Raw genomic sequence first — 26,804 nt, forward strand, 5'->3', positions numbered from 1 at the left:
ATGGTGCTTTGAACTTGATTATTTCGCCACCTGGGACGACCCCGGCGGCCATCGACAACTGCGGGACGGCCCGCATCCCAGTTCAGGCAGCACTCATGCCTGAGGGGGCAATGCCATGTTCGAAAAAATCCTCATCGCCAACCGTGGCGCCATCGCTTGCCGCATCCTGCGGACCCTGGGCGAACTGAAGGTCCAAGGCGTCGCGGTGTATTCCCAAGCCGACGCCGCCAGCCTGCATATCTTGCAAGCCGACGAAGCCTACAGCCTGGGCGAAGGCGCGGCGGCCAATACGTATCTGGCGGTGGACAAGCTCCTGGCGATCGCCAAAAGCAGCGGCGCGACGGCGATTCATCCCGGCTACGGTTTTCTCTCGGAAAACGCATCCTTCGCCGAAGCCTGCGAAGCGGCCGGTGTCGCCTTCATTGGTCCGACGCCACAACAACTGCGCGTGTTCGGTCTCAAGCACACCGCCCGCGACCTGGCGCGGCAGCACGGCGTGCCCCTGCTCGAAGGCACCGAACTGCTGGACAGCCTCGACGCCGCACTGTTGGCCGGCACCCGGATCGGTTATCCGGTGATGCTCAAAAGTACCGCCGGCGGTGGCGGCATCGGCATGCGCGTGTGCCGCAGCGCCGCCGAGCTGAGCGAATCCTTCGAAGCGGTCAAGCGCCTGGGCCAGAACAACTTCAGCGACGCCGGGGTGTTCATCGAGAAGTACATCGAACGTGCGCGGCATCTGGAAGTACAGGTGTTCGGCGACGGCCAGGGCCAGGTGATCGCCCTGGGCGTGCGCGACTGTTCGGTGCAGCGGCGCAACCAGAAAGTCCTCGAGGAAACCCCGGCCCCCAACCTGCCCGACGGCATGGCTGACGAACTCTGCGCAGCGGCGATCCAACTGGCCCAGGCCGTGAATTACCGCAGCGCTGGCACCGTGGAATTCGTGTTCGACAGCGACGCCGGGCGCTTTTACTTTCTGGAAGTGAACACCCGCCTGCAAGTGGAGCACGGTGTCACCGAACAGGTGTGGGGCGTGGACCTGGTGCGCTGGATGGTGCAACTGGCGGCCGGAGACCTCCCGCCACTGAACGAGTTGAGCGTGGGTTTAAAAGCCGAGGGCCATGCGATCCAGGCCCGCTTGTATGCCGAGGATCCAGGCCGGGACTTCCAGCCAAGCCCTGGGCTTTTGACCGCCGTGAAATTCCCCGAGGCCGACGGCAAACAGTTGCGCATCGACACCTGGGTCGAGGCCGGTTGCCAGATCCCGCCCTATTTCGACCCGATGATCGCCAAGGTCATCCGCTGGGCGCCAACCCGCGGACAGGCCCGACTGGGCTTGCACCAAGCGCTGGACGAAAGCCTGCTGTACGGCGTCGAAACCAATCGCGACTACCTGCAACAGATTCTCCTCGATGCACCGTTTGCCAACGGCCAGCCCTGGACCCGCTGCCTGGACGCGTTGGTCTACCGTGCCCACACCGTTGAAGTGCTCAGCCCCGGCACCCAGACCAGCGTCCAGGACTATCCCGGCCGCCTGGGTTATTGGGCGGTGGGGGTGCCGCCGTCAGGACCGATGGACAGCCGTTCGTTGCGCCTGGGCAATCGCCTGCTGGGCAATGAAGAAGGTGCGGCGGCATTGGAAATCACCATGAACGGGCCGCTGCTGCGTTTCAACTGCGATGCCCGGGTGGCGGTGACCGGTGCGGTGATTGCCCTCGCGCTCGACGGTGAAGCCGTCCCGATGAACACCCCATTGTCGATCGCTGCCGGTGCCACCCTCGCCATCGGCAACATTTCCGGTGCCGGGGCGCGCAGCTACCTGTGCTTGCAGGGTGGCGTACAAGTGCCGGATTACCTGGGTAGCAAAAGCACCTTCACCCTCGGTCAGTTCGGCGGCCATGGCGGACGGGCGTTGTGTACCGGCGATGTGTTGCATCTGGCGCCGCTGGATAAGCACACGACAATGCCGCCAACCAGCGCGCCGATCCTCGAATTGCCAAGCGTGCGCCAGATCCGTGTGATCTACGGCCCCCACGGTGCGCCCGAATATTTCACCGAGCGCTACATCCAGACGTTCTTCGACACCGCCTGGGAAGTGCACTTCAACTCCAGCCGCACCGGCGTCCGACTGATCGGGCCAAAACCTGAATGGGTACGCGCCGACGGTGGCGAGGCCGGGCTGCATCCTTCCAACATCCATGACAACCCCTACGCCATCGGTGCCGTGGACTTCACCGGCGACATGCCCGTCATCCTCGGCCCCGACGGCCCGAGCCTGGGCGGTTTCGTCTGCCCGGTGACGGTGATCGAAGCGGATCTCTGGCAGTTGGGGCAACTCAAGGCCGGGGACAAGGTGCGATTCGTGCCGGTGGATATATCGACCGCCCGCTCACTGGCCCTGAAATGGGATCAGTGTGGGAGCGAGCTTGCTCGCGATAGCGATCTGTCAGTCCCATCGATTCTGGATGTCCCGCCGCTATCGCGAGCAAGCTCGCTCCCACAGGGGATCGTGTCGCCTGTGGTATTGGATATCGGCCAGGACGACACCCGGATGGTGGCGAGATTAGCCGGCGACACCCACCTGCTGCTGGAAATCGGCGCCCCCGAACTGGACCTGGTGCTGCGCTTTCGCGCCCATGCCTTGATGCAGGCTTTGGAACACAAACAATTGCACGGTGTGATCGACCTGACGCCGGGCATTCGCTCGCTGCAAGTGCACTATCAACCCGAACAATTGCCCCTGGCCGATCTACTGAGCATCGTCGCCGGCGAGTGGGACGCCGTGTGCGCCGCGCAGGACCTGCAAGTGCCGTCGCGCATCGTCCACCTGCCACTGTCCTGGGACGATCCGGCTTGCCAACTCGCCATCGAGAAATACATGACCACCGTGCGCAAGGACGCGCCCTGGTGCCCGAGCAACCTGGAGTTCATTCGACGCATCAACGACCTGCCCAACCTCGACGCGGTACAACGCACGGTGTTTGACGCCAGCTACTTGGTAATGGGCCTGGGGGACGTCTACCTCGGCGCACCGGTCGCCACACCGCTTGATCCACGGCATCGACTGGTGACCACCAAGTACAACCCGGCCCGCACCTGGACCGCGGAAAACTCGGTGGGCATCGGCGGTGCCTACATGTGCGTGTACGGCATGGAAGGGCCTGGCGGCTATCAGTTCGTCGGGCGCACGTTGCAGATGTGGAATCGTTATCGGGATGTCGCCGCATTCGACGGCAAGCCCTGGTTGCTGCGGTTCTTCGATCAGATCCGCTTCTACCCGGTCAGCGCCGATGAGTTGCTGCACATCCGCCGCGAATTCCCCCTGGGCCGCTTCGACCTGAAGATCGAGCACAGCCAGCTCAACCTCGCCGACTATCAGCGTTTCCTGGTGCAGGAAGCCGACAGCATCGCCGCGTTCCGACAACAGCAACAAGGCGCCTTCGAGGCCGAGCGCGAGCGTTGGATCGCCAGTGGCCAGGCGCACTTCGACAGTGAAGAACCGGCCATCGCGCCAAGCGAAGATGCGCAGTTGACTGACGGTCAACTGAGCGTCGACAGCCACATCGCTGGCAACCTCTGGCAAGTGCAGGTCGACGTTGGCACGCGGGTGGCCGCCGGTGATGTGCTGGTCATCCTGGAGTCGATGAAGATGGAAATCCCGGTGCTTGCGCCCTCGGCCGGCGTGGTGCGCGAGGTGCGCGTCCAGGCCGGTTCGGCGGTGCGCGCCGGACAGCGCGTCGTGGTGCTGGAACGTGACTGAACTCAATCAAAGGATTAACACCATGAACCTTTCGCTTCGCTTGGACGACCTGCGCAATGCCTACCGCAGCGGCGAACTGACGCCTCGCAAATTGCTGTTGGACCTGCGGGAAAAAGCCGCGGCGCTGAACCCGGACTATCACCTGTTCATCCACCTGCTGACAGTCGAGGAACTGGAGCCCTACCTGGCCGCGTTGGAAGGCCGCGACCTGGAGAGCCTGCCCTTGTACGGCGTACCTTTTGCCATCAAGGACAACATCGACCTGGCCGGCATTCCGACCACCGCAGCCTGCCCGGCGTTTGCCTATGTGCCGCCACGCTCGGCGACCATCGTCGAGCAGTTGCTGGCACTGGGCGCGATCCCCCTGGGCAAGACTAACCTCGACCAGTTCGCCACCGGGCTCAATGGCACCCGCTCGCCCTACGGCGCCTGCCGCAACAGCGTGTTGCCCGACTATCCGGCCGGTGGTTCGAGCGCCGGCTCGTCGCTGGCCGTGGCCCTGGGCGTGGCAAGTTTTGCCTTGGGCACCGATACCGCCGGCTCCGGCCGGGTGCCAGCCGCGCTGAACAACCTGGTGGGATTGAAAGCCACCCTGGGGTTGATCTCCACGGCGGGCGTGGTCCCGGCTTGTCGAACACTGGACTGCGTCACGACCTTCACGGCGACGGCCAAGGAAGCCAGCCAGCTATTGGCGCTGACGGCCCGTCCAGACCCTCGTGACGACTACAGCCGCCACAACCCGCAGTGGAACGACGGCTCTGCGTTCGGCGCGCCTCGGCGCTTTCGCTTCGGCGTACCGCGCCAGCAGGACCTGGCGTTTTTCGGCTGTTCTGAAGGTCCGCACCTGTTTCTGAATGCCATCGAGCGACTTGAACGTCTGGGCGGCGAAGCCGTGGAGCTGGACCTGTCGCCGTTCCTGGAGGCCGCACGGCTGCTTTATGAAGGCCCGTGGGTGGCCGAACGCTACAGCGTCGCCGGCCCATTGATAGAGCGCGAACCCGACGCCGTGCTGCCCGTCATCCGTGCCGTACTGGCGAAAGCGCCTACGGTAGATGGCGTACAAACCTTCCGCGCCCGCTACCGTTTGCAAGCGCTCAAAGCCCAATGCGACCGGGACATGGACGCGCTTGACTGCGTACTCACACCGACCATCGGCCGGCCAGTGACCCTCGCCGAACTGGCCGCCGAACCGGTGCTACGCAACTCGGAACTGGGTTACTACACCAATTTCATGAACCTGCTGGACTACGCCGCCGTCGCCGTGCCCAGCGCGTTCATGGCCAACGGTTTGCCCTGGGGCGTGACGCTGTTCGGTCGAGCGTTCACCGATCAATACCTCCTGAGCCTGGCCGATGCCTTGCAACGTCAACAGGACAAGACCTTGCCCGTGCCCGCCCACCCGGCGCGCCACGACCGGGCGCGGCTGGTCGTGTGCGGCGCACACCTGGACGGGTTGGCACTGAACTGGCAGCTCAAGCAACGCGGTGCCCGGCTGATCGAGGCCACCCAAAGCTCGCCGGACTACCGCCTCCATGCCTTGGCCGGGGGCCCACCCTTGCGACCCGGCATGGTTCGGGTTCATGAAGGCGGCGTGGCGATCGAGGTCGAAGTCTGGGAGCTGCCGAGCAGTGAACTGGGCTCGTTCCTGACGGGCATTCCCGCACCGTTGGGGCTGGGCAAGGTGCAACTGGCCGATGGGCGCTGGGAGAGCGGATTCATCTGTGAGTCGTATGGCCTGGAAGGCGCACGGGACATCAGTCATCTGGGGGGATGGCGGGCTTATTTACAGAGTCTGAAATAGCGCTGATGGGTGGCGAGGGAGCTTGCTCCCGTTCGGCTGCGAAGCAGACGCTTTGGGGCCGCTTCTCGGCCCAGCGGGAGCAAGCTCCCTCGCCACGGTCCTACAAACCTGCAAATTCGACTGTCTTTTCCCACAAGGCCACTAAACTGACTCCATTGGGTCCTAGCCAAGGGAATCGCCATGTCGCTTCGTTCGCCGTTGTATTCCCAGCGCAAGCCGCTGCTGGTCGTGGTGGCGTTGCTTGGTACAAGCTTCCTGATCATTTCATTGTTGGGCTATTACGCAGCCCATACCTCGATACGCGATCACATTCTCAAGACGCTGTACGTGAACCTGCTGGTCGGCCTGCTCGTGACGCTGGCGGTCCTGGCCATTCTTTATCGGCTGATCAACAACTACCAGCAACGCATCGACGCCCAGGCCACCCTCGACAGCCTGACCGAGCTGCCGAACCGCCGTGGTTTCGACCTGCTGGCCGTGCAAGCCCTGCACGAAGCCCAGCGCGAGCCCAGGCCCTTGACGGCGCTGCTGGTGGAATTGGACGACTTCAAGCGGCTGGACACCGCTCACGGTCATATCGCCACCGATCAACTGTTGACCGGGTTCGCCCGCAGCCTGACCGAGAGCCTGCGGCATTCGGACATCGTCTGTCGCTGGAGCGCCGAAGCCTTTGTCGTCCTGCTCAAGGACACCGACGGACAGACCGGTCTGAAAATCGCGGAGAAAATTCGTCAGCACATCGAAAAGCAGCGCTATTTCTGCAGTGGTAAACAATTGCTGGTCACCGTCAGCCTCGGCCTCACCACCTTGCAGGACAAAGACACCTTGCACAGCTTGCTGTCGCGGACCGATCATGCGTTGCAACGCGCCCGGCAGACCGGGCGCAACCGAACCTGCGTGGACATGCCTCACTCCAGTTATGAATAAACCCGACCTTTGCCCGGCCTGCGGCGGCATCAACGACTGCACCCTGGCCGACCCACGAACCGCCGACCGGGCCTGCTGGTGTTATGGCGTGAGCATCGACCCGGCGGTGCTTGAAGCATTGCCGACCGAACTGCGCGATCAGTCCTGCCTGTGCCCACGCTGCGCCCAGGTCCAAGCCCAGTTGCGCGCCAAGCCCCAGCCGATCGCGTAAGATGCCCACCCTCCGCTGCCCTGCCTGAACTGCCCATGCGCGTCGACCGTTTCCTCAGCAATCTGCCGCGATTCAATCGCCAACAAGTGCGCCTGTTGCTGGTGGAACGCCGGGTGCGGATCGACGGCCAGACCGTCAACGATCCCCATGCAGCGGTACGTGAGTTCAGCCGCGTCGAAGTCGACGACGAAGTGCTGCAAGCCGGCCGATCGGCGCGCTACTTCATGCTGCACAAGCCGGCCGGCTGCGTCAGTGCCACTCGCGACCCGCAACACCCCACCGTGCTCGACTGGCTGGACGAACCGGACAAGGACGACCTGCACATCGCCGGGCGCCTGGATTTCAACACCACCGGGCTAATGCTGATCACCAATGACGGTAGCTGGTCGCGGCGCCTGACCCAACCGCAGACCAAGCTGCCCAAGGTCTACTACGTCGAAACCGAGCGAGCCATCACGGCCGAATACGCCGACACCTTCGCCCAAGGCCTGTATTTCGCCTTCGAAGACCTCACCACCCAGCCGGCAGAACTGACGCTGCTGGGGGAAAAATCGGCGCGCTTGAGCATCGTTGAAGGGCGCTACCACCAAGTCAAACGCATGTTCGGCCACTTCGACAACAAGGTGCTGCGCCTGCACCGTGAATGCATGGGGCCACTGCTGCTGGACGCCAACCTCGAGCCCGGTCAGTACCGCGCCTTGACGCCTGAGGAAGTCAGCCTGATCTGAGTCGATGACCGTCGGGCAGAAGTGTCGAACAATTTTCCGACAGGTACTTGCGCAACGGTCGCCCCCCTGCTTGAATCAAACCGTCGGCCGAAATGTGACCGATGAGTCACCACATACTTCCAAGAAACTTTTTGCCGGCGGGAACCCTCAGGTTCCGCCTTATCCGCCCGGCAAACTGCCCGCCATAACAACACCCGTCGACCGTCTTCCTTGGATCGACATGGGCCTTATCTTCCAGGCGTATGCCTACCTGTCACATTGCCCGTGCAATCTCATTGCGCGCATACCCGCTTGCCAGGAGTCTTATGACATGAGGCCAGAAATCGCTGTGCTGGATATACAGGGTCAGTATCGGGTTTACACGGAGTTCTATCGCGCAGACGCCGCACAAAAGACCATTATCCTGGTCAACGGATCGATGGCCACCACCGCGTCGTTTGCACAGACCGCCAAAAACCTCTACCCGCAATTCAATGTCGTGCTGTACGACCAACCCTACGCGGGCAAGTCCAAGGCTCACAATCGTCACGAGAAAATGCTGACGAAGGAGATCGAAGGGCAGATCCTCCTGGAGCTGATCGACCACTTCGCCGCCGAGCACGTGCTGTCGTTTTCCTGGGGCGGCGCCGCCACGTTGAGCGCCCTGGCCCATCGGCCAAGGCGCATCGAAAAAGCGGTGATCAGCTCGTTCTCACCGGTGCTCAATGCGCCGATGCGCGACTACCTGGAACGCGGTGTGGATTATCTGGGCAGCCTGGACGGCGACCGTGTCGGGCATTTGGTCAACAGCACCATCGGCAAGCACTTGCCGCCGTTGTTCAAGCGCTTCAACTATCGCCACGTCAGCAGCTTGGCCGAGCATGAGTACGGGCAGATGCATTTTCATATCAGCGATGTGCTCCACAGCGACCGGTTGTGCTACGTGAACGCGGCGAAAAAAATCAACGTGCCGGTGCTGTTCCTGAACGGCGAATGGGACGAGTACACCGCAGCCGCTGACGCTAAGCTTTTTGCCGAGCATGTGCAGCACAGCAGCTTCAGCACATTGCAAGCCACCGGGCACTTCCTGGACATGGAACACAAAGCCGCCTGCCGCGACAGCCGCAACGCCTTGCTGGGTTTCCTCACACCGGAACACCACGAAAGCCGACCGCGCTACAACTACGTGCAGGGCTACCATGCACTGGCTATCTGAAACCGAGTCCTCGCGAGCAAGCCCCACCCTGCGCTTTTGGCAAATGGGGGCTTGCCCGCGAACGACCGCTCTGGTTTGAGCCTTGCGTAGACGAGTGACCTCGCCGTACATAAAGAAAAACTTCAAATCCGTGGCCACATCTGGTACAAAGTCAGCCGCTCTGAGCGGGTGTCGTATAATGGCATTACTCCAGCTTCCCAAGCTGATAACGAGGGTTCGATTCCCTTCACCCGCTCCAATCGAATTCTGATCCCCCTGTCGTATGTTTTTTGACGGGGGGATTAAAAAACCGGCCCATGGTGGCCGGTTTTTTTATGGCTGATATTCGGGAAAGTGTGAGGTGATCTCCGAGCGTAGATAGATGGCTTGCCGTCTACGTCATACGTCAAAAATAAATACGTCCCCATTTCCACGGACATAGTAATGAGAAAAATGAGTCCCGTGGCGAGGGAGCTTGCTCCCGCTTGAGTGCGAAGCGCTCACGAGAGGGGGGCTGCTGCGCAGCCCAGCGGGAGCAAGCTCCCTCGCCACATATCGCATGGCCCGGAAGATTTGTAGGCAGAATCCGAAAACTGCGTAGGGGGTGCGCTTACTTTGCTTTTCGGCGAGTTTTCGCCTTGTTGCCCTTGTTCTTCGATGGCTACTCTCCAGACGTCGCTGCAAATCAGCGATCGGGCTTGGAAACCCGTGAGTCACGAAACCGCACGCCTTCACAAGTGCAGAGGTAGTTTTACGCCTGTAAACTTGTGTTTTTGGCGGCTGTGCGTGGGACGCCTTTGGGCGTGCCGGTTTCCTTGACTCCCGGTTTCCAACCTGCGCACAGCTGCCACCCATTCGCTTGGAACGAAAGTGGCAGCTCCAGACGTCAAGGAGCTAGACATGCACAGCAACTCGCTTTTCAATCATTTGTTCAACTCTCGGCCTCACTGCCTCGTCATCAACGGAGGCAGGCCATGAACGAAGATACGACGCTCAAAACCATCGGCTACACCCCCTTCAACTATTCCGCTGATCGAGCACTGTTCCGTGTCAACGGCGGCGTCCCTATCCAAGAGGCATTGGAACGGGCATCGGACCTTTTGCATCTGGCTCACCGACTCGCCGAAGACGCGGCGTTTGAGAAGAGCACCGACCGCTACGCCTGGGCTGCGCATTTTTTGTTGGAGATGAGCAAGGCGGTGATTGATGACGTTGTGAAAGTCATCGCGCCTAGATCGGAAGTTGAAGTTAGAAAAAAAGCCGAGAAACATAGATAGACCGTACGTTTGAGAATGGGAGCCGCAAGACTCCCACCTAACGACAAACCAAAAAGCCCCGGCGTTTTTCGCAGCGGGGCTTTTTTGTATCTTGGCTGCCTACTTGTGTTGCTCAGCCCCCAGGCAAATGCCCCAGCGGCAACGCTCCCGGCGTCTTCACCGTATGAATCGCAAAGTTGCTCCGGATGTCACTCACCCCCGGCAACTTCAGCAGCCGCCCGGTGAGGAATCGGTCGTAGGCCCGCAGGTCCGGCACCACCACTTGCAACAGGAAATCCGATTCGCCTGAGACCAGGAACGCCGAGATCACCTCCGGCAATGCCGTGACCGCCTGGCGAAACGCTTCGGCTTGTTCGTCGTTGTGCCGCTCGACCTTGACGCCGACAAAGATCGTCAGCCCGAGGCCCACTTCGTCGCGATCCAGAATGGCTTGATAACCACGAATCACACCGGCGTCTTCGAGCATCCGCACGCGGCGCAGGCAGGGTGAGGGGGACAGGCCAATTTCTTCGGCCAGCTGCACATTACTCAGCCGACCGTCACGTTGCAGCGCGGCGAGGATTTTGCGGTCGAAGGCATCCAGTTTCATGAATTGGCATTTTCCGATGGAATAACACGAGTACATGGCAGGTTATGCCAATTTCCAGAGCTTTAGAAGCTGACTTCGCAACCACCTGCCCTGCCCCTCGGCCCTAGACTGATACGACCGAATCGTCGATGAAGGGGATGTGGCATGGCAGAGCTCTGGTTGTTCCTGATGGCCTTGATGGTGGTGTATGTGCTGCCTGGGCCGGACATGATTCTGCTGCTGCAAACCGGTGCCCGTCAGGGCAGGGGCGCGGCGCTGGCGACGGCGGTGGGCCTGGGCGTCGCCCGGGGATGTCATGTCGCGCTGGCTGCATTGGGGCTTTCGGCATTGTTCAAGACTGCGCCCTGGACCTTTGATGCGGTGCGCCTGGCCGGGGCTGCCTATCTGTTATGGATCGGTTTTCAATGCCTGCGGACCACGTTGTTGCCGAATTTTGAAGGCGCCGGTATCGAGGCTGGAAAGCGGCGTTGGTATCAGGCGATTCGGCGTGGGCTGCTAACCAATTTGCTCAACCCGAAGGCATTGTTGTTTTGCTCGGTGTTGTTGCCGCAGTTTATTGATCCACAGGGCGGACCGGTGCTGGGGCAGTTTGCGACCCTGGGCGTGGTGTTGGTCAGCGTGGGTTTGTTGTTTGATAGCGCCTATGCACTGGTAGGTGTCGCGCTTGGGCGCTGGCTTCAACGCTCCCCTTCGGCCCAGCGCGTGCAGCAGTGGTTGTTTGGGAGTCTTTTGATTGGGTTTGCGGTGCGGCTGACGTTTGTGCAGCAGGCCTAATGCCTGTGGATAAGCTGATCGGACAGGATCTGGAGCGAAGCAAACCGGGGGCTGCTACGCAGCCCAGCGGGAGCAAGCTCCCTCGCCACGTGGCATCATCTGTCGCCATCACATTCCAAATGTCAGTAAATCGAACCAGGCGTCTTCTGATGTACTTCTTCACCATCGGGAATAGCGCACTAGCATGGGGTGCTAGGGGTCGAGCGGACTTTTCAGCCCCCTCAACTCCGTTCCCATTAAGCACCATTTGCAATGGTGGGATGCTCAGACTAGACTCCTCCCAAAACGGGAGATAATGGGTGCGGATTATTGCGAGAGGTACCTTGCGGGAATTTTGGGAAAGTAATCCGGCTTATGCCGACTCTCAGATTCCACTGGTTGAATGGTATCGACACATGGAGAAAGCAACCTATCACACGCCTCAAGAGATTAAGGCAGAACTCGGAACAGCCAGCATTCTCAAAAGCAGCAGGGTTGTATTCAACATTGGCGGTAACAAATACCGAATCATTCTGGCGATCGACTATCAGCGCCAGCTCGGTTTTGTCCGGTTTGTCGGAACCCATGCCCAGTACGACCAAATTAATGCGGAGACCGTATGATGAACATCAAACCCATTCGCAGCCAAGACGACTTGAATGCAGCCTTTGCGCGCATCGAGCAACTCTGGGGTGCTGACGTCGGTTCGGCTGAAGGTGATGAGCTGGAAATCCTTGCCTTGCTAATCGAAAAATATGAGGACGAGCACTATGCAATGCCGCCTTCCGACCCAATTGAGGCCATCAAATTCCGGATGGACCAGCAAGGCTTGACCGCGCGCGACTTGGAACCGTTCCTCGGTTCGAGCGGGCGTGTATCTGAAGTGCTGAACCGCAAACGCAAACTGAGTCTGGCGATGATTAAACGCCTTCACGATGGATTGCGAATCCCTTACGAGAGCCTTTTGGCGGACGTTGCCTAATACGTGACGGCATCGACCAATCCTATCAAGCCGGTCCATCGTGACCGGTTTTTTATGTGCTCGTTTTAGTCATCACCACCCTCATCACATCCTGAAATAACTCACTACGTCTCCCCGCAGTCCTTGCCGGGCGCGGCCTCTACACTTCGGTGCAATCAGCTCACCCACCCGCTAGTGTCATCCCGGTGGTTATGGTGTTGATCATTAAATTTCAGTAGGTATAGTACCCACCATGCACACCACACGGAGGTGTTGTGAATAGCCGATTTTTGATAAGCCAGCTCATTGCGGACGGTTGGTATCGGGTGCGGGTTCGGGGCAGTCACCATCACTTCAAGCACCCGACCAAACCGGGATTGGTCACGGTTCCTCATCCGAAGAAGGACCTGCTCAAGAAACGGCCATCAGTATCTTGCAACAGGCGCTGCTCCAGCCGGCCCGTTGCCCTGCGTTCCCGGAGGACGATGAATATGCTTTACCCGATTGCGATTTCCATGGGCGATGACAAACACGCCTGGGGTGTTGAAGTGCCGGATATTCCAGGGTGTTTTTCCGCAGGCGACGACCTGGACGAGGCCATGGCGATGGCACGCGAGGCCATTGAGGGGCACTTCGAGATTCTGGCCGAGGACGGTTCGGCGATTCCGCCGGCCAACACCGTCACCCTGCATGCGGCCAATCCAAAATATGCCGGCTGCACCTGGGCGCTGGTGGACATTGATGTCACCAAGTACCTGGGCAAGGCGCAGAAGCTCAACATCACGTTGCCCGGTTATCTGCTCAATCGCATTGATGAATATGTGTTGCACCATCCTGAAGAGAAGAGCCGGTCAGGGTTCCTCGCTTCTGCCGCTCTCAAGGTATTGCAGCAAGGGCGGTGAACGTTTGTGGGAGCGAGCTTGCTCGCGATGGCGTCAGATCAGCAGCATCCATGTTGGCTGACAGGGCGCCATCGCGAGCAAGCTCGCTCCCACAGGGGTTTGGCAGTCACCCCTGCGATGGCTGCGGACCGTCTATTTTTTCTCCGCCCCGGACTCCTGCATCTGCACCGAAGACTTGGTGCCGTCGGTGTTGTCCTTGGTCTCGTTATCCGAGTTGTCGAAACAGCCTTGCAGGACGAACAAGCAGCAGGCAAGGCAAAAAGTGCGGGCGATATTCATGATGTACTCCGATGCCGAGGGCTTTCAGCAGTGACCTGCGAGAACGGCAATGGTTGCGACTGTCATCGTGCCGGACGATGAACGTCGACGGATGCTGGCGGCTGAAATGTAAGTAGAATTTTCACCGCCTCGTTGCTGTCACACCAGACAGATGCATCCAATAAGGAAACACGGCAATGACGTTCGCAAAAATCGCGCAAAAACTGGCCCTCTGGGCGGGGAGCCCCAAGACATTCCTGGGGGCCATCGTGTTGTTGGCCCTGTGGGCAGCCAGCGGACCTTTCTTCGGTTTCAACGACACCTGGCAATTGATCATCAACACCTCGACCACCATCATCACTTTCCTCATGGTGTTCCTGATCCAGAATACGCAGAACCGCGATACGGACATCCTGCATCTAAAAATCGATGAGTTGTTGCGAGCGACCAAAGAGGCACAGAACGCGATGCTTGGACTCGAATCGCTGGACCTCAAGCAACTGGAGGCGCTGAGGAAGCACTACCAAGCCATGGGCAACGACGAGGTCAAAAGCCTTGAAGGCCTGGAAGCGAAAAGCAAAATCGACCTGAACCAGTGCTGAGAGATGTGCGAGTGGGTGACATGCCCACTCGCGCGGTTCGGCAAATCATCAGGGCAGCGGATTACCGCCCGTCACGCCAAACACTTCCCCAGTGATGTAGCTCGACTCCTGGGATGCCAGCAATACATAGAGCGGCGCGCATTCGGCCGGTTGGCCTGGGCGTTTCATCGGCACCTGGGAGCCGAAGGTAGGAATCTTTTCCCGAGGCTGACCGCCGCTCGGTTGCAGCACGGTCCAGATCGGCCCTGGTGCCACCGCATTGACGCGGATACCTTTGCTGATGACCTGCCCGGCCAGTGCCTTGGTAAACGCCACGATTGCCGCTTTGGTGGTGGCGTAATCCAACAGGGTCGCAGACGGGTCGTAGGATTGGATCGATGCGGTGTTGATGATGGTCGCCCCCGCCGGCATCAGCGGCACCGCTGCCTTGCAGATCCAGAACATCGCATAGATGTTGGTTTTCATGGTGTCGTCGAATTGCGCAGTGGTGATGTCGGCGATGTCTTTTTGCGCTTCCTGCTTACCGGCAACGTTCACCACAATATCCAGGCCGCCCAATTGCTCATGAGCACTGCTCACCAATTGCACACAAAAGGTTTCGTCCTTGAGGTCGCCGGGAATCGCAATCGCCTTGCGGCCTTCGGCTTCGATCAATTCGATGACTTGTCGAGCATCCCGCTCTTCGCTGGGCAAGTAGTTGATCGCGACATCCGCGCCCTCGCGGGCATAGGCGATGGCGGCGGCACGACCGATGCCTGAGTCACCGCCGGTGACCAGGGCCTTGCGTCCTTCCAGGCGCCCGAAGCCCTGGTAACTTTTTTCACCATGATCGGGCTTGGGCACCATATCCTGGTCAATACCCGGCGGCGACTGCGGCTGGTCGGGAAAGGGTGGGCGCGGATACTGGGTCAGTGGGTTCTGCATCGCGTATTGGTTGGGTTCTCGGCGTGTGGACATCGAGGTTCTCCTTTTCGGCGGGCAAAATCAGCCGGGACGCTGACGCCCCGGTCCTGAATGTAAAAGCAAATGCGGCAGATCAACGGCTGGCCTGCAGTGCCTTGGCCATCTCGAGATGGGTCTGCAACTTGGGCAGGGTTTCGTCAGCGAAGGCCTTGATCTCTGGCACTTCGGTGGTCTGGGCCTGCTGCTGAATCTGCGCGATGGCCTCCTCGGTAGCCTTGACCTGGCTGGCGGCATACGCCGCTTCGAACGACTCGCCTTCCGTGACCTGTGGCATCAAGGCCTTGGCCTTGTCGGCCACTTCTTCCCGGGGAGCGACAGGCAAGTCGAGCTTCTTAGCGATCTTCGCCAGATGTTGATTGGCAGTGGTGCGGTCGTTGATCACCATAATGGTGTAGTCCTTGACCTCCCTGGATTCGGCTTTTGCGTGGGCCATGCGACTTGTCTCGATGTCGGCCATGCCCTTGGCGGAAGCATCGTCAATGAATTCGGCAGGCGATTGGGCCCAGGCACTGTTGGCACCCAGGCCCATCAGCACGACGAGACTGGTGGTGCGAAAAAAGCTGGCCATACGGCTCATGGTCGCGCCCTCCTCTGATAAAAGTTCTGGTGGGTTATCCACCGTTGAATCAGAACCAGCCATGAATGTTCAGCGAGACGTCCGACCCGGCTTTCGGCCAATTTCGGCTTTCGACGGGTTTCTATCGACGGTCGTGATGGTGGTTCTCCCACTTTTGCGACCTGCTTCGGACACCTTCGTTCGATCGTGAGTAATGTTTGTCGGATAAACATTGCTTGAACCAGGCAGGTTCAGCCCTCCCTATTCGTGAATACCGGGCACACAGGCCCTGTCTTGTATTCGAATGGGATACGGGCTGAAGGTTTGAGAAAGGTGTTGGCGCCACGACGAACGGTGACGCACTATCAAATGCCGGACGTCTGGTGATTTTGGCGTTTGGCGGCGTACATCGCCTCGTCGGCGTGGCGGAACAGCGCGACATCTTCAGTGCCATGGTCGGGGAAACAGGCCACGCCGATGCTCGGCTCGATGCTCAGGCAGTGCCCGTCCAGACGCAGCGGCTGGGCCAGTGCATGGTGGATTTTTTCCCGCACGCTGTGGGCAGCCTCCAAGGACTGGATGCTGTGCAGCAGCACCACGAACTCGTCTCCGCCGATGCGCGCCACGGTGTCGGTGTCGCGGATACAGCCCTTGATACGATTGGCCACCGCCTGTAACAGCATGTCGCCCACTCCGTGGCCATAGGTGTCGTTGACCTGTTTGAAACGGTCCAGGTCGATATACAGCAAAGCCATGCGCCCGGATGCGGCGCGGGCGGTCGCCAGTGCGCACTTGAAACGTTCACGGAGCAATTCGCGGTTGGGCACCTGGGTCAACTGATCATACTGAGCCATGTGCTGCAATCGGGCGTGCAACTGCTTGCGTTCGATGGCAATGGTGATCTGTGCGCAGACGTATTGCAGCAGTTCCTTATCCTGTTCGGTATAGCGCTCGTTGTCCGGCGCACTCTTGACGATCAACGCGCCAATCGTGCCGTTCTGCGAATTCAGCGGCACACCCAGCCAACACGGCGCGTCCGGCTGCGCCACAAGGTCGTCGAACCCCGCTGACAGCGAGGTGCCACCGGGCGTCAGCAGGATCGGCTGGCCGCTGCGAATCACCTCGGCGCACAAACGCCCGGTGACCGTGCCCGGCAACTCAGGCTGCCCTTCCCGATCATCGACGTGATAGGGGAAGTTCAGCTGCGAACATTGTTCGTCATACAGCGCCACCGAGAAATTCAGCGCCGGCAGCCACTCGCCAATAATCAGGTGGATGCGCTTGAACAGCGCCAGCAAGTCAGCCGCGGCATGGGCCGCCTCGGAAATCGCATACAACGCCGCCTGCCGGGACTCGGCCTGCTTGCGCTCAGTGATGTCCCGGGCCACGGCGATGCGCAGTTGGTCCACCGGCGACCAGCGCGCCGACCACAGGATATGTACCACCCGCCCGTCCTTGCGCAGGTAGCGATTCTCGAAATTGAGCTTGGGCTCGCCCTCCATGATCTCCCGCGCCGCCTCGAGGGTCCGCTGGCGGTCGGCAGGGTGCACCAGATCGATCATCGCCTGGCCGATCAGCTCCTGCGGGGTGTAGCCGAAAATGCGCTCGCAGGCGGCACTGACAAACACGAAACGCCCTTGACCGTCGACGGCACACACGGCATCCAGCAGAAGGTCGATGTAGCTGGCCAACGGCGCGGAACTTGAAGTGTCCATGGGGCTGGAGGTCATCCGGATAATGCAACGGTGAGCGAAGCGGGCGATGGTCAGTTCGTGACGTTGTACACGAGCGAGACCGACGCGCCCAATACCGATGAGGATAGCGCAGGCGATCAGACTCAAGGGGATGAAACGCATGGCAGGCGCTGCCACTCGACTCGACACGGCCCATCACGGCTCCGTAAAGAACACCATGCCGGCATACGGAGCCTGTCGACAGGCCTTGAGTCGCGACGCCAGGTCGCCCACATGGGCTTCCAGCTTGTACCCGTCCGGGTCGAGAAAGTAGAACGAATCACCCTCGCTACGGTTGTCTCGCCACGACGATACTTGGGCCGCGTTCAGCCGCGCCACCAGCACGGGAAAATGCTCGGCGCTGATGCTGAATGCGTAATGGGTGTAGCCCGCGGTCGGCTCGGGCCTGCGCAACGGGTCGAGAGACAGGCATAACCACAAACCCGGCAGCGACAAATACGCCCCGCTGTTCCACCTGGCCTCAAGACGCAACTGCAAGAGTTCGCCATAAAAAACCACACTGCGATCCAGATCGGTGACCGAAAGGGTCAGATGATTGAGGCCTGAGAGCATCAGCAAGCAACCTTCAGAAAAGCGTGATAACCCAGCGGGCTTGGGGCAGATCCGTGGTGCTCCCAAGCTCCGACAGTGCCGATGGATTCCCCGGCCAGGGTCCTAGGCAAAGTCCTACGTGGAAATCCCCAGTGACACTCAAACATGCCGGAAACAGCCGATTCAAAGCCCTGCACAACAATCTGTAAAGTCTGGAAACACACAACTATCGCAACACCCCACGGACAGCACCATCAACCAAGGAATGTAATCGCGCCATGGACCAGACTGCTCAACCACCTCATTACTTCACCAACTACCGCAAGCTCATTTCCCTCGCTGACCAGGATTGGCAGGGCACCGAGGCCGGAAAAATCTCAGGGCTGAATGTCGAGGTCAAGACCCCCAACGTGCTGGTCGACCAATACGGTCGGACCTTTCATCACTTCTGTACTACGTCCTACCTGGGCCTGGACTATCACCCCGCGCTGCTGGACGGCGCCATGACCGCCCTGTGGGAAACCGGGACCCTGCGGGTCGCCAACTCAAGCAATCGCTGCAAGCTGGCGATCCTGGACCAGTACGAAAGCCAATTGTCTGAGCTGTTCGGCGCCAGTTGCCTCAGTGCCCTGTCCTGCAGTGCGGCAAGCGCCGGGATCCTGCCGTTGCTGGCCAGCGGCGCATTCACCGACCATCGCGCACCCGTCATGGTGTTCGACAAACAGGCCCATTACTCGATGAACCACAGCAAGGCCGCCTGCGCCGATGAAACCCAGGTCATCACCTGCCCGCACAACGACATGGATTTCATCGAAGACGTGTGCAAACGCCAGCGCGACGTGGCGTATGTGGCCGACGGCGCCTACAGCATGGGCGGGATGGCGGACCTGGACAGCCTGATGTATCTCAAGCAGCGCTATGGCTTGTTTCTTTACCTGGACGACTCCCACGCCCTGTCTACCGTCGGGGAATCCGGCGCCGGCCTGGTCCGTTCGCGCATCCCGGCGGTGGACGAGCGCACCCTGATCGTTGCCTCGCTGGCCAAGTCCTTCGGTGCCAGCGGCGGGCTGGTCATGTTTGGCTGTGAACGGTACAAGGCGCTGGTGCAGCGCTACGGTGGGCCGAGCAATTGGTCCCAGAGCCTGAACGCGGCGGCCATTGGTGCCGGCATGGCGTCGATCCGCCTGCACCGCAGCCGCGAACTCAGTGCCCTGCAGGAGCGTTTGCAGGCTAATATCCGCCTCTTCGACAGCCTCGTGCGGACCGGACAGCGCGGCACCCCCATGGCAATCCGTATGGTGCCTTGCGGTGAAGCGGCCCAGGCCAACAGCCTGGCGGTCGAACTGGCCGAACGGGGATATTTCACCTCGGCGGTATTTTTTCCCGTGGTGCCGCAAGGCAAGGCTGCCATTCGCATTACCCTGCGCGCCGACATGGAGCCGGACGTGATTCGCTCGTTTTGTGAAACGATCACCGAACTGCTGCTGACCCACGGACGTGACCTCCGCCCTTGAGACAAGACGCTCGATGAAGAACCGTACAACCCTGATCCTTACCTGCACCACCGTTTTCCTGGCACAACTGGGCATGAGCATCTACTTGCCGGCCCTACCCGGCATCGCCCGGGACCTGGGTGCCGATGCGTCGCTGGTTTCCTGGGGCCTGTCGGTGTACCTGATCGGCATGGCGCTGCCCATGTTGCTGTGGGGCAGCCTGAGCCAACGCTTGGGGCGCAAACCGGTCTTGCTGGCGGCACTGGGGTTGTATGGCCTGGGCAACCTGGCCCTGCCGCTGGGCACAACCGTGGAGGCGTTCCTGACGTTCAGGTTGATTCAGGGCATCGGTGCCAGCGGTATTTCGGTGATGGCGCGGGTCTTGATTCGCGACAGTTTCAGCGGCGACCTGCTGGCCAAGGCCTTGTCCTGGATATCGATCGCCTTTGTGATAGCCCTCGGTATCGGCCAGTACCTGGGCTCGCTGATCCAGGCCGCTTTCGGCTGGGAGGCGATTTTCCAGGGTTTGGGCGCCGTCAGCCTGGCCATGGCAGCGGCGGTGTCCCGGGCCAGGTTCCCGATGTTGGTGCACGCCAGCAATGGACAATCGGCATGGGGGATCTACGGGCAGATATTCCGACAACGCGCGTTCCTGCTGCCGGCCATGGCCGGTGGGCTGGGGTACGGCGTGATCGTCGCCTTCAATACCGCCGCGCCGCTGATCCTGCAGGAAAGCTTCCACTGGTCGGCCATCGAGTACGGCCTACTGGGCTGGCCGATCAGTGCCGCGTACCTGCTCGGGGCACTGGCGGTGAACGCGTTTGTGCTGCGCACCGGTCAACGGCGAATGATGGGCTGGGGCATCGCGCTGGTGCTGGGCGGCAGCATGACCATGCTGGCAGGCAGCCTCACCCTGAGCGGCATCGCGCTGCTCTTCTGGCTGCCGTATTGCTTCGCGGTGTTTGGCCAATCGTTGATCTATCCCATCAGCCTGTCCCTGGCCAACGAAGGCTCACCGGTGGCCGGCGCTTATGCCATGGCGTTGAGCGGGTTCCTGCATCAACTGATGGCCTCGGTGATCGGCGCCATGGCCAGCCTGTTGTTGAGCCAACAAGCCTGGCCGTTGGCGGCGTTGTGCGCGCTGCTGGGGGCGGCGGCGATGCTCTGTGTGAGGTTCGTGCCGCCCCGGGTCGCTTAGAACGCGCTGCGGAAAATCTCCTCGATCTGCCGCTGGTCCGCCGCCCGCGGGTTGGTCAGGCCGCACGCGTCTTTCAAGGCGTTGGCGGCCAGCAACGGTACGTCGTTGAGGCGCACGCCCAAGTCACGCAAACCGGCCGGAATGTCCACGTCATGGGCCAGGCTGCGGATCGTCGCAATAGCGCTCCGTGCGCCCTCTTCCGAGCTGAGACCACGTGTATCGGTGCCCATGGCATGGGCCACGTCGCTCAGGCGAGCGGCACACACCGAGGCGTTGAAGCGCTGTACATGGGGCAACAACACCGCGTTGCACACGCCGTGAGGCAAGTCGTAAAAACCACCCAGTTGATGGGCCATGGCGTGCACGAAACCCAACGACGCATTGTTGAACGCCATTCCCGCGAGAAACTGCGCGTAGGCCATGTTTTCCCGCGCCACCAGATCGTTGCCGTCGCGCACGGCCAGGCGCAGGTTGTCGCTGATCAGGGCAATGGCCTTCAGGGCGCAGGCATCGGTAATCGGATTGGCGGCGGTGGACACATAAGCCTCGATCGCATGTGTCAGCGCATCCATGCCGGTGGCAGCCGTCAGGCCCTTGGGCATCGCCACCATCAGCGTCGGATCGTTCACCGACATCAGCGGGGTCACATTGCGGTCGACAATCGCCATTTTCACGTGGCGTGTCTCGTCGGTGATGATGCAAAAGCGGGTCATTTCGCTGGCGGTGCCGGCCGTGGTGTTGATGGCGATCAGCGGCAATTGCGGCTTGCTCGAACGGTCGACGCCTTCATAGTCACGGATTTGCCCGCCGTTGGTGGCGCACAGGGCGATGCCCTTGGCGCAATCGTGAGGGGAACCGCCGCCCAGGGACACCACGAAATCGCACCGGCTTTCCGTCAACAAACCCAGGCCGAGCTCGACATTGGCAATGCTCGGGTTGGGCTTGGCACCGTCGAAAATCACCGAATCGATATCCTGCAGCGCCAGCAGTTCGGCCACCTTGCTGGCGACGCCGGCCTTGGCCAGCCCCACATCGGTGACGATCAGCGCTTTGCGAAAGCCGTAGTTGCGGATGGCGGTCATCGCTTCATCCAGGCAACCCAGCCCCATGATGTTCACGGCGGGAATGAAAAAAGTACTGCTCATGGGGTCACACTCCTGGTAGAGGCCGGATCGGCAGGACCTACAGCATGACCCAGTAGTCACGACGCATCTTGATCTGGCTCAAGACTGGGGCGTGATAAAGTCGCGGCCTGCCTTTACCACGTTTTGAGATGATCCTTGCGATGACCGATTTCCAGGAATACGACACCCGGCTCGAAAACTGGGAGGCCGTGCGCGCCGATACTGCCTTCAGCGGCCTACTGGTGGGCAATGGGGCCAGCCGCGCGGTGTGGGACGATTTCGGCTATGAGTCGCTGTTCGAAAACGCCCGCACCGTCGAGGAGAAACCCTTGAGCCCGTCGGAACTGAGCGTGTTCGACGCGATGCAGACCCGCAGCTTCGAACAGGTGCTCGGGGCACTGAAAACCACCAGTCGGGTCAACAAGGCCCTGGCCGTCAGCTCCGCCGCCCCGCGTAACCGCTATTACGCGATCAAGGAAGCGCTGATCAACACCGTACACGCCGTGCACATCCCGTGGCGCCTGGTGCAACCGTCGACCCTGGCGACGCTCAACCAGGAGCTGAGCCGCTACCGCACGGTGTTCACCACCAACTACGACCTGCTCAACTACTGGGCGATCCAGCATGGGGCCGAGACCATCAGCGACCTGTTCCTCGGCGATGATCACAGTTTCGACCTGAGCCAGGTGACCACGGACAAACCGCGCTTGCTGTACCTGCACGGCGGCCTGCACCTGGTGCGCAACCAGGACGGCACGGCGCGCAAGCTCACGTCCACCGAAGGCACCTTGCTGGGCAGTTTCGCCATCAACAACACGATCAAGACCCTCGACGACGTGCCGCTGTTCGTCAATGAAGGCCCCAGCGCGGACAAGCTCAAGACCATCCGCAGCAGCGATTACCTGTCGTTCTGCTACGACCAGTTGCTGCGCCATGGCGATAACCTGTGCCTGTTCGGCCATGCCCTGGGCGAGCAGGACCGGCACATTGTCCATGCCCTGCGCCTGGCCGCACCGAAAACCGTGGCGATTTCGATCTATCCCCGCAGCCAGGCGTTCATCCAGCACCAGAAGCGCCATTACGCCAAGGTCTTCCATGGGCTGGATATTGAATTGCGCTTTTTTGATGCCAAGAGTCATCCGCTGGGCGATCCGAAATTGTCGGTGCCGGTGGAGATTTAGCGTAAGCCTGTAGGGGTCACGACTCTATGGATTAGAGACAGGCTGGACTTGTGGCGAGGGGATTTATCCCCGCTGGGGGCGCAGCCCCCCAAAAAGCGAAAAACTCGGTCTGTCTGGCACACCGAGTTGTCATGTTCGAGGGGCTGCTGCGCACCCCAGCGGGGATAAATCCCCTCGCCACAGGATCGCAGCATTGCGTCGGTTGGTTTGCCGTCAACGCGCGCCAAGGCCTTATCCCTGGCACCAACGATGTCGCAGCGCTACAGGGTGATAGCCGTGCCCAGCAAGGTCAGGAACCCCGCCAGCCAGTTCGGGTGCGCAGGCCAGGCCGGTGCGGTCGCCAGGTTGCCCTGGACATGGCCTTCAGTCACCGGAATGTCGATGTAGGTCCCGCCCGCCAGGCGTACTTCCGGCGCACACGCCGGGTAGGCGCTGCATTCGCGTCCATCAAGAATGCCTGCCGCGGCCAGCAATTGCGCACCGTGGCACACCGCGGCAATCGGCTTGCCCGCCAGATCGAAATCACGCACCAGTTGCAGGACTTTTTCATTCAGGCGCAGGTATTCCGGCGCACGACCGCCCGGCACCAATAACGCGTCGTAGTCAGCGGCTTCGACATCGGCGAAATCATGGTTGAGGGCAAACAGGTGCCCCGGTTTCTCGCTGTAGGTCTGGTCGCCTTCAAAGTCGTGGATCGCCGTGCGCACGGTCTGCCCGGCCGTTTTGTCCGGACACACCGCGTGCACGGTGTGACCGATCATCTGCAACGCCTGGAATGGCACCATGACTTCATAATCTTCGACGTAATCGCCGACCAGCATCAGGATTTTCTTGGCGGCCATGGGTTGGGCTCCTTTGGAAATGCGCGGGGGGGTTAACGCATTAAAGGTAGACCGGTAAGTCGTCGGATGAGCGATAACCCGTCATTACCTGACGGGCTGCACAAAAATGAAGTGGCAGGACAGTCTGTGGGAGCGAGCTTGCTCGCGATTCAGGCGATGGGGCCTTTCAGGCACACCGCGTCATCGTTCCATCGCGAGCAAGCTCGCTCCCACAGGGGCTCGGTGCTAGAGATAACCATCCGCCCGCAGCAGCGTTTCGAGGCAATGTTCGGTGATGTGGTAGAAGGTCTTGAGTGCTTCGATTTTTGCCAGCAGCTCGGAGGGATCCACAGGTTCGGCGCGCTTGACGGCCAGGATCATTTTGTTCTTGTTGGTGTGGTCCAGGGAGATGAACTCGAAGACCTTGGTCTCGTAGCCGCAGGCTTCCAGGAACAGCGCCCGCAAACTGTCGGTGACCATTTCCGCCTGTTGGCCCAGGTGCAGGCCGTATTGCAGCATCGGTTTGAGCAAGGCCGGGCTCTGAATCTGCAGGCGGATCTGCTTGTGACAGCACGGCGAGCACATGATGATCGAGGCACCCGAGCGAATGCCCATGTGGATCGCGTAGTCGGTGGCGATGTCGCAGGCATGCAAGGCAATCATCACATCCACCGCGCTCGGCGCCACGCTGCGCACGTCGCCGTGCTGGAAGCTCAGGCCCGGGTGCTCCAGCCGCGCGGCGGCTTCGTTGCACAGCTTGACCATGTCTTCGCGCAGCTCGACACCGGTCACCACGCCTTCGGCCTGCAAGGTGTTGCGCAGGTAATCGTGGATGGCGAAAGTCAGGTAGCCCTTGCCCGAACCGAAATCCGAGACCCGCACCGGTTTGTCCAGGGCCAGCGGCGAAGACGTCAGCGCGTGGCTGAAGACCTCGATGAACTTGTTGATCTGCTTCCACTTGCGCGACATCGCCGGAATCAGCTCGTGCTTGTGGTTGGTCACGCCCAGGTCGGCCAAAAATGGCCGGCTCAGGTCGAGGAAGCGGTTCTTCTCGCGGTTGTGCTCGGCAGACGGCACTTCCCGCAGTTGCTGGGGCTTGCTCTTGAACAGCGAGCTCTTGCCCTTTTTGCTGTACTCCAGTTGCGCCTCGTCGGTGACCGCCAGCAAATGCGCATTCTTGAACGAAGCAGGCAACAACGCGGCGATGGTGTCCACGCCTTCGGCCAGCGGGAAATTCTTGGTGATGTCGCGAGTCTTGTAGCGGTAGACGAAGGACAGGCACGGCTGATCCTTGACCGTCAGTTGCTTGATGATCAGCCGCTGGAGGTCCGCCTCATCCCCGACGTACTTGGCCAGCACCAGTTTGATGAAAGCGTTTTGTTCTAGGCTGGTGTGCAGCAGTTCGATGAACTGGGCGTGGTGATCCGGCGCGGGACGGGCTGGAGTTGCGGTGGCGGACATGGACAAGCGGCCTCGGGGCGGGCGGATCGGGAATGGCGGTATTTTAGGGGGGATGGGGGATGACGGCACGGGGAATTTCCCGAACGGTGCGAATTGAGGCTCCGCTCCCCTCCGTGACGACCCACGTTTTACAAGCAGCGGGGCTCATGTGGCGAGGGAGCTTGCTCCCACTCGGCTGCGATGCAGCCGCCTGGCAAGTTTAATGTCCGACAGAGAACCAATGGGGACCGCTTCGCGGCCCAACGGGAGCAAGCTCCCTCGCCACACAAGCGCTCTCGCCATGAGAGTGCCCTAGCCCAGCACCACCAACCGATTCGGCAGCTCATTGCGCTCATGAGTCACCGGCACATGGTCCTTGAGTAATTCGCCACAGGCTTGGATACACGTCACAAAACCCTGCAAGGTCTGGCCCTGGCGCACCTGCTGGGTGAACGTCGCGACGATGGCGTCCCAGCATGTGTTGTCCAGGTGTTTGGAAATACCCTCATCGACGAGGATTTCCACATACCGCTCCGCCTCGCAGACAAAGATCAGCACACCCGTGCTGCCCACGGTGTGGTGCAGGTTTTGCTCGAGAAATTGCCGGCGTGCCAGGTTGGAGGCCCGCCAGTGACGCACGGAACGGGGGATCAGGTGAGTGGTGATCCTTGGGATGCGAAACACCAGGCACAACACGATGAAACTGACCCACTGCACCAGCAACAGGCTGTGCAGGGCCAACCAACCGGTGAGGTAATGGACCGCGCCGGGCACCACCAGCGCCAGCAGACTCGCCCATAGCAGTGGGATGTAAGCGTAGTCGTCGGCGCGGGCGGCCAGCACCGTGACCAGTTCGGCATCGGTATGCTGCTCGACCCGGGCGATGGCCTCGGCGACCTTGCGTTGTTCGTGTTCAGTCAGTAATGCCATGGTTAAAAGTGCCTGCTCATTATTATTGTCACCAGCCGCCCGACGAACCGCCGCCCCCGAAACTGCCACCGCCACCGCTGAAGCCACCACCGCCGCCTCCACCGCTGAAGCCGCCCCCACCGGCGCTGCCCGAACCGCTGGAGCCACCGCGCCCGGCCGGCAGGATACCGAGCATCTGGCAGACCGATATCGTCAAAATAAACAGGATCACCAGAAAGATGAACAACCCGGCATGGCGCTCGACAAAATCGCCCTGCTCCTGCTGTCCATCCGTACTGTAGGCCGGCGCCGGCTCGTCCAGCGGGCTGCCGCCCAGCACCACCAGCATCGCCGCGACGCCGTCGCTGATGCCTTTGTTGAAGTTGCCAGTCTTGAAGGCCGGTGTGATCACCTGGTTGATGATCACCGAACTCTGGGCATCGGTCAGGCGATCCTCCAGGCCGTAGCCCACCTCGATGCGCAGTTTACGGTCATCCCGGGCGACGATCAGCAGCGCGCCGTTGTTTTTATCCTTCTGCCCGATGCCCCAGTGGCGTCCCAGTTGATAGCCGAAATCTTCGATGCTGCTGCCCTGCAGGTCGGCCAGGGTCACGACCACCACCTGTTCGCCGGTCGCCTGCTCATGGGCCTTGAGCTGCGTCTCCAGTTGCGCGCGCACCGAAGGGTCGAGCATCTGGGCGGTGTCCACCACACGCCCGGTCAACGCTGGAAACTTCAATTCGGCCTGTGCCGTGACTGCAAACACCCAGAGCAACAGCACCAGGCCAATTTTCAACACGCGCATTGGAACTCCTGTGTGGGAGCGAGCTTGCTCGCGATAGCGGTGGGTCAGCTTGCAGCAATGCTGAATGTGCCGCCGCCATCGCGAGCAAG

The 26,804-nt window shown here is 60.8% G+C and carries 25 protein-coding genes, 1 tRNA gene and 1 pseudogene; 16 read left to right on the forward strand and 11 right to left on the reverse strand.

The features are described from left to right. Window positions 1-115: 115 nt before the first annotated feature. The 8 genes and pseudogenes from uca (at window position 116) to BLO80_RS25865 (ending at window position 9,875) form a co-directional block, all read left to right on the forward strand. Complete coding sequence (gene uca / locus BLO80_RS25830) at window positions 116-3,757, forward strand: urea carboxylase (protein ID WP_092332739.1); 3,642 nt, start codon at window positions 116-118, stop codon at window positions 3,755-3,757. Between the two features lie 22 nt (window positions 3,758-3,779). Continuing rightward, window positions 3,780-5,558, forward strand: a complete 1,779-nt coding sequence (atzF, locus tag BLO80_RS25835) for an allophanate hydrolase (protein WP_092332741.1) — start codon at window positions 3,780-3,782, stop codon at window positions 5,556-5,558. Between the two features lie 309 nt (window positions 5,559-5,867). Next, window positions 5,868-6,485: pseudogene (locus BLO80_RS25840) on the forward strand (GGDEF domain-containing protein); the annotation flags it as partial. Further along, window positions 6,478-6,696, forward strand: a complete 219-nt coding sequence (locus tag BLO80_RS25845) for a cysteine-rich CWC family protein (RefSeq protein ID WP_092332743.1) — start codon at window positions 6,478-6,480, stop codon at window positions 6,694-6,696. The pseudogene BLO80_RS25840 and the gene BLO80_RS25845, both read left to right, overlap by 8 nt. 35 nt (window positions 6,697-6,731) lie before the next feature. Continuing rightward, window positions 6,732-7,424, forward strand: coding sequence for a pseudouridine synthase (locus BLO80_RS25850; RefSeq protein ID WP_092332745.1), 693 nt, complete (start codon window positions 6,732-6,734; stop codon window positions 7,422-7,424). A gap of 310 nt (window positions 7,425-7,734) precedes the next feature. After that, a complete protein-coding gene (locus tag BLO80_RS25855) occupies window positions 7,735-8,619 on the forward strand; it encodes an alpha/beta fold hydrolase (RefSeq protein ID WP_092332747.1) in 885 nt (294 codons plus the stop codon). A gap of 164 nt (window positions 8,620-8,783) precedes the next feature. Then, window positions 8,784-8,857, forward strand: a tRNA-Gly gene (locus BLO80_RS25860). 715 nt (window positions 8,858-9,572) lie between these two features. Next, window positions 9,573-9,875, forward strand: a complete 303-nt coding sequence (locus tag BLO80_RS25865; RefSeq protein WP_092332749.1) for a DUF3077 domain-containing protein — start codon at window positions 9,573-9,575, stop codon at window positions 9,873-9,875. Window positions 9,876-9,987: 112 nt separating this feature from the next. On the opposite strand, the gene BLO80_RS25870 is transcribed toward BLO80_RS25865, so the two are convergent. Beyond that, entirely contained in the window at window positions 9,988-10,464 is a 477-nt protein-coding gene (locus BLO80_RS25870; protein ID WP_092148668.1) for an Lrp/AsnC family transcriptional regulator, read from the reverse strand. 144 nt (window positions 10,465-10,608) lie between these two features. On the opposite strand from BLO80_RS25870, the gene BLO80_RS25875 reads away from it, so the two are divergent. The 4 genes from BLO80_RS25875 to BLO80_RS25890 all read left to right on the forward strand — a co-directional run bounded on the left by BLO80_RS25875 (window position 10,609) and on the right by BLO80_RS25890 (window position 13,080). Then, the gene (locus BLO80_RS25875) at window positions 10,609-11,238 is read left to right on the forward strand and encodes a LysE family translocator (RefSeq protein ID WP_092332751.1); all 630 of its coding nucleotides are present in this window, start codon (window positions 10,609-10,611) and stop codon (window positions 11,236-11,238) included. A gap of 299 nt (window positions 11,239-11,537) precedes the next feature. Further along, complete coding sequence (locus BLO80_RS25880) at window positions 11,538-11,840, forward strand: type II toxin-antitoxin system HigB family toxin (RefSeq protein ID WP_092332753.1); 303 nt, start codon at window positions 11,538-11,540, stop codon at window positions 11,838-11,840. Continuing rightward, window positions 11,840-12,199: a helix-turn-helix domain-containing protein gene (locus tag BLO80_RS25885; RefSeq protein ID WP_092332755.1), complete on the forward strand. Its 360-nt coding sequence runs from the start codon at window positions 11,840-11,842 to the stop codon at window positions 12,197-12,199. Before BLO80_RS25880 ends, BLO80_RS25885 begins: the two co-directional genes overlap by 1 nt. Before the next feature lie 470 nt (window positions 12,200-12,669). Beyond that, entirely contained in the window at window positions 12,670-13,080 is a 411-nt protein-coding gene (locus tag BLO80_RS25890) for a type II toxin-antitoxin system HicB family antitoxin (protein ID WP_092148680.1), read from the forward strand. Between the two features lie 132 nt (window positions 13,081-13,212). On the opposite strand, the gene BLO80_RS30015 is transcribed toward BLO80_RS25890, so the two are convergent. Continuing rightward, the gene (locus BLO80_RS30015) at window positions 13,213-13,359 is read right to left on the reverse strand and encodes a hypothetical protein (protein ID WP_170847647.1); all 147 of its coding nucleotides are present in this window, start codon (window positions 13,357-13,359) and stop codon (window positions 13,213-13,215) included. A 176-nt stretch (window positions 13,360-13,535) separates the two neighbouring features. Here BLO80_RS30015 and BLO80_RS25895 point away from each other — a divergent pair, with 176 nt between their 5' ends. Continuing rightward, entirely contained in the window at window positions 13,536-13,940 is a 405-nt protein-coding gene (locus tag BLO80_RS25895) for a low affinity iron permease family protein (protein WP_025212333.1), read from the forward strand. 48 nt (window positions 13,941-13,988) lie between these two features. On the opposite strand, the gene BLO80_RS25900 is transcribed toward BLO80_RS25895, so the two are convergent. The 4 genes from BLO80_RS25900 to BLO80_RS25920 all read right to left on the reverse strand — a co-directional run bounded on the left by BLO80_RS25900 (window position 13,989) and on the right by BLO80_RS25920 (window position 17,765). After that, window positions 13,989-14,897: an SDR family oxidoreductase gene (locus BLO80_RS25900; RefSeq protein ID WP_092332759.1), complete on the reverse strand. Its 909-nt coding sequence runs from the start codon at window positions 14,895-14,897 to the stop codon at window positions 13,989-13,991. A gap of 79 nt (window positions 14,898-14,976) precedes the next feature. Beyond that, window positions 14,977-15,480, reverse strand: coding sequence for a DUF4142 domain-containing protein (locus BLO80_RS25905; protein WP_092332761.1), 504 nt, complete (start codon window positions 15,478-15,480; stop codon window positions 14,977-14,979). A 344-nt stretch (window positions 15,481-15,824) separates the two neighbouring features. Then, window positions 15,825-17,174 (reverse strand): sensor domain-containing protein, encoded by a 1,350-nt coding sequence (locus tag BLO80_RS25915; RefSeq protein WP_092332799.1) that lies wholly within the window; start codon window positions 17,172-17,174, stop codon window positions 15,825-15,827. Between the two features lie 174 nt (window positions 17,175-17,348). Beyond that, window positions 17,349-17,765 (reverse strand): VOC family protein, encoded by a 417-nt coding sequence (locus BLO80_RS25920; protein ID WP_092332765.1) that lies wholly within the window; start codon window positions 17,763-17,765, stop codon window positions 17,349-17,351. A 257-nt stretch (window positions 17,766-18,022) separates the two neighbouring features. Here BLO80_RS25920 and BLO80_RS25925 point away from each other — a divergent pair, with 257 nt between their 5' ends. Together BLO80_RS25925 and BLO80_RS25930 are read left to right on the forward strand one after the other, a co-directional pair. Beyond that, a complete protein-coding gene (locus BLO80_RS25925; protein ID WP_092332767.1) occupies window positions 18,023-19,258 on the forward strand; it encodes an aminotransferase class I/II-fold pyridoxal phosphate-dependent enzyme in 1,236 nt (411 codons plus the stop codon). Between the two features lie 13 nt (window positions 19,259-19,271). Further along, window positions 19,272-20,435, forward strand: coding sequence for an MFS transporter (locus tag BLO80_RS25930; RefSeq protein WP_092332769.1), 1,164 nt, complete (start codon window positions 19,272-19,274; stop codon window positions 20,433-20,435). Here the strand turns inward: BLO80_RS25930 and yiaY are convergent. Further along, window positions 20,432-21,580 (reverse strand): L-threonine dehydrogenase, encoded by a 1,149-nt coding sequence (yiaY, locus tag BLO80_RS25935; protein ID WP_092332771.1) that lies wholly within the window; start codon window positions 21,578-21,580, stop codon window positions 20,432-20,434. The genes BLO80_RS25930 and yiaY overlap by 4 nt on opposite strands. Window positions 21,581-21,720: 140 nt before the next feature. Here yiaY and BLO80_RS25940 point away from each other — a divergent pair, with 140 nt between their 5' ends. Further along, window positions 21,721-22,740 carry a DUF4917 family protein gene (locus BLO80_RS25940; protein ID WP_092332773.1) on the forward strand — a complete coding sequence of 340 codons (1,020 nt, stop codon included), beginning with the start codon at window positions 21,721-21,723 and terminating at the stop codon, window positions 22,738-22,740. 260 nt (window positions 22,741-23,000) lie between these two features. On the opposite strand, the gene BLO80_RS25945 is transcribed toward BLO80_RS25940, so the two are convergent. The 4 genes from BLO80_RS25945 to BLO80_RS25960 all read right to left on the reverse strand — a co-directional run bounded on the left by BLO80_RS25945 (window position 23,001) and on the right by BLO80_RS25960 (window position 26,715). Beyond that, window positions 23,001-23,582, reverse strand: coding sequence for a DJ-1/PfpI family protein (locus tag BLO80_RS25945; protein WP_092332775.1), 582 nt, complete (start codon window positions 23,580-23,582; stop codon window positions 23,001-23,003). 225 nt (window positions 23,583-23,807) lie between these two features. Continuing rightward, window positions 23,808-25,022, reverse strand: a complete 1,215-nt coding sequence (locus BLO80_RS25950; protein WP_092332777.1) for a class I SAM-dependent methyltransferase — start codon at window positions 25,020-25,022, stop codon at window positions 23,808-23,810. 291 nt (window positions 25,023-25,313) lie between these two features. After that, window positions 25,314-25,931, reverse strand: a complete 618-nt coding sequence (locus BLO80_RS25955) for a TPM domain-containing protein (RefSeq protein WP_092332779.1) — start codon at window positions 25,929-25,931, stop codon at window positions 25,314-25,316. Window positions 25,932-25,959: 28 nt separating this feature from the next. Next, entirely contained in the window at window positions 25,960-26,715 is a 756-nt protein-coding gene (locus BLO80_RS25960) for a TPM domain-containing protein (RefSeq protein ID WP_092332781.1), read from the reverse strand. Window positions 26,716-26,804: the final 89 nt, after the last annotated feature.

The sequence above is a fragment of the Pseudomonas sp. NFACC56-3 genome (assembly GCF_900100025.1).
In the GTDB taxonomy this organism is placed as follows: domain Bacteria; phylum Pseudomonadota; class Gammaproteobacteria; order Pseudomonadales; family Pseudomonadaceae; genus Aquipseudomonas; species Aquipseudomonas fluorescens_AA.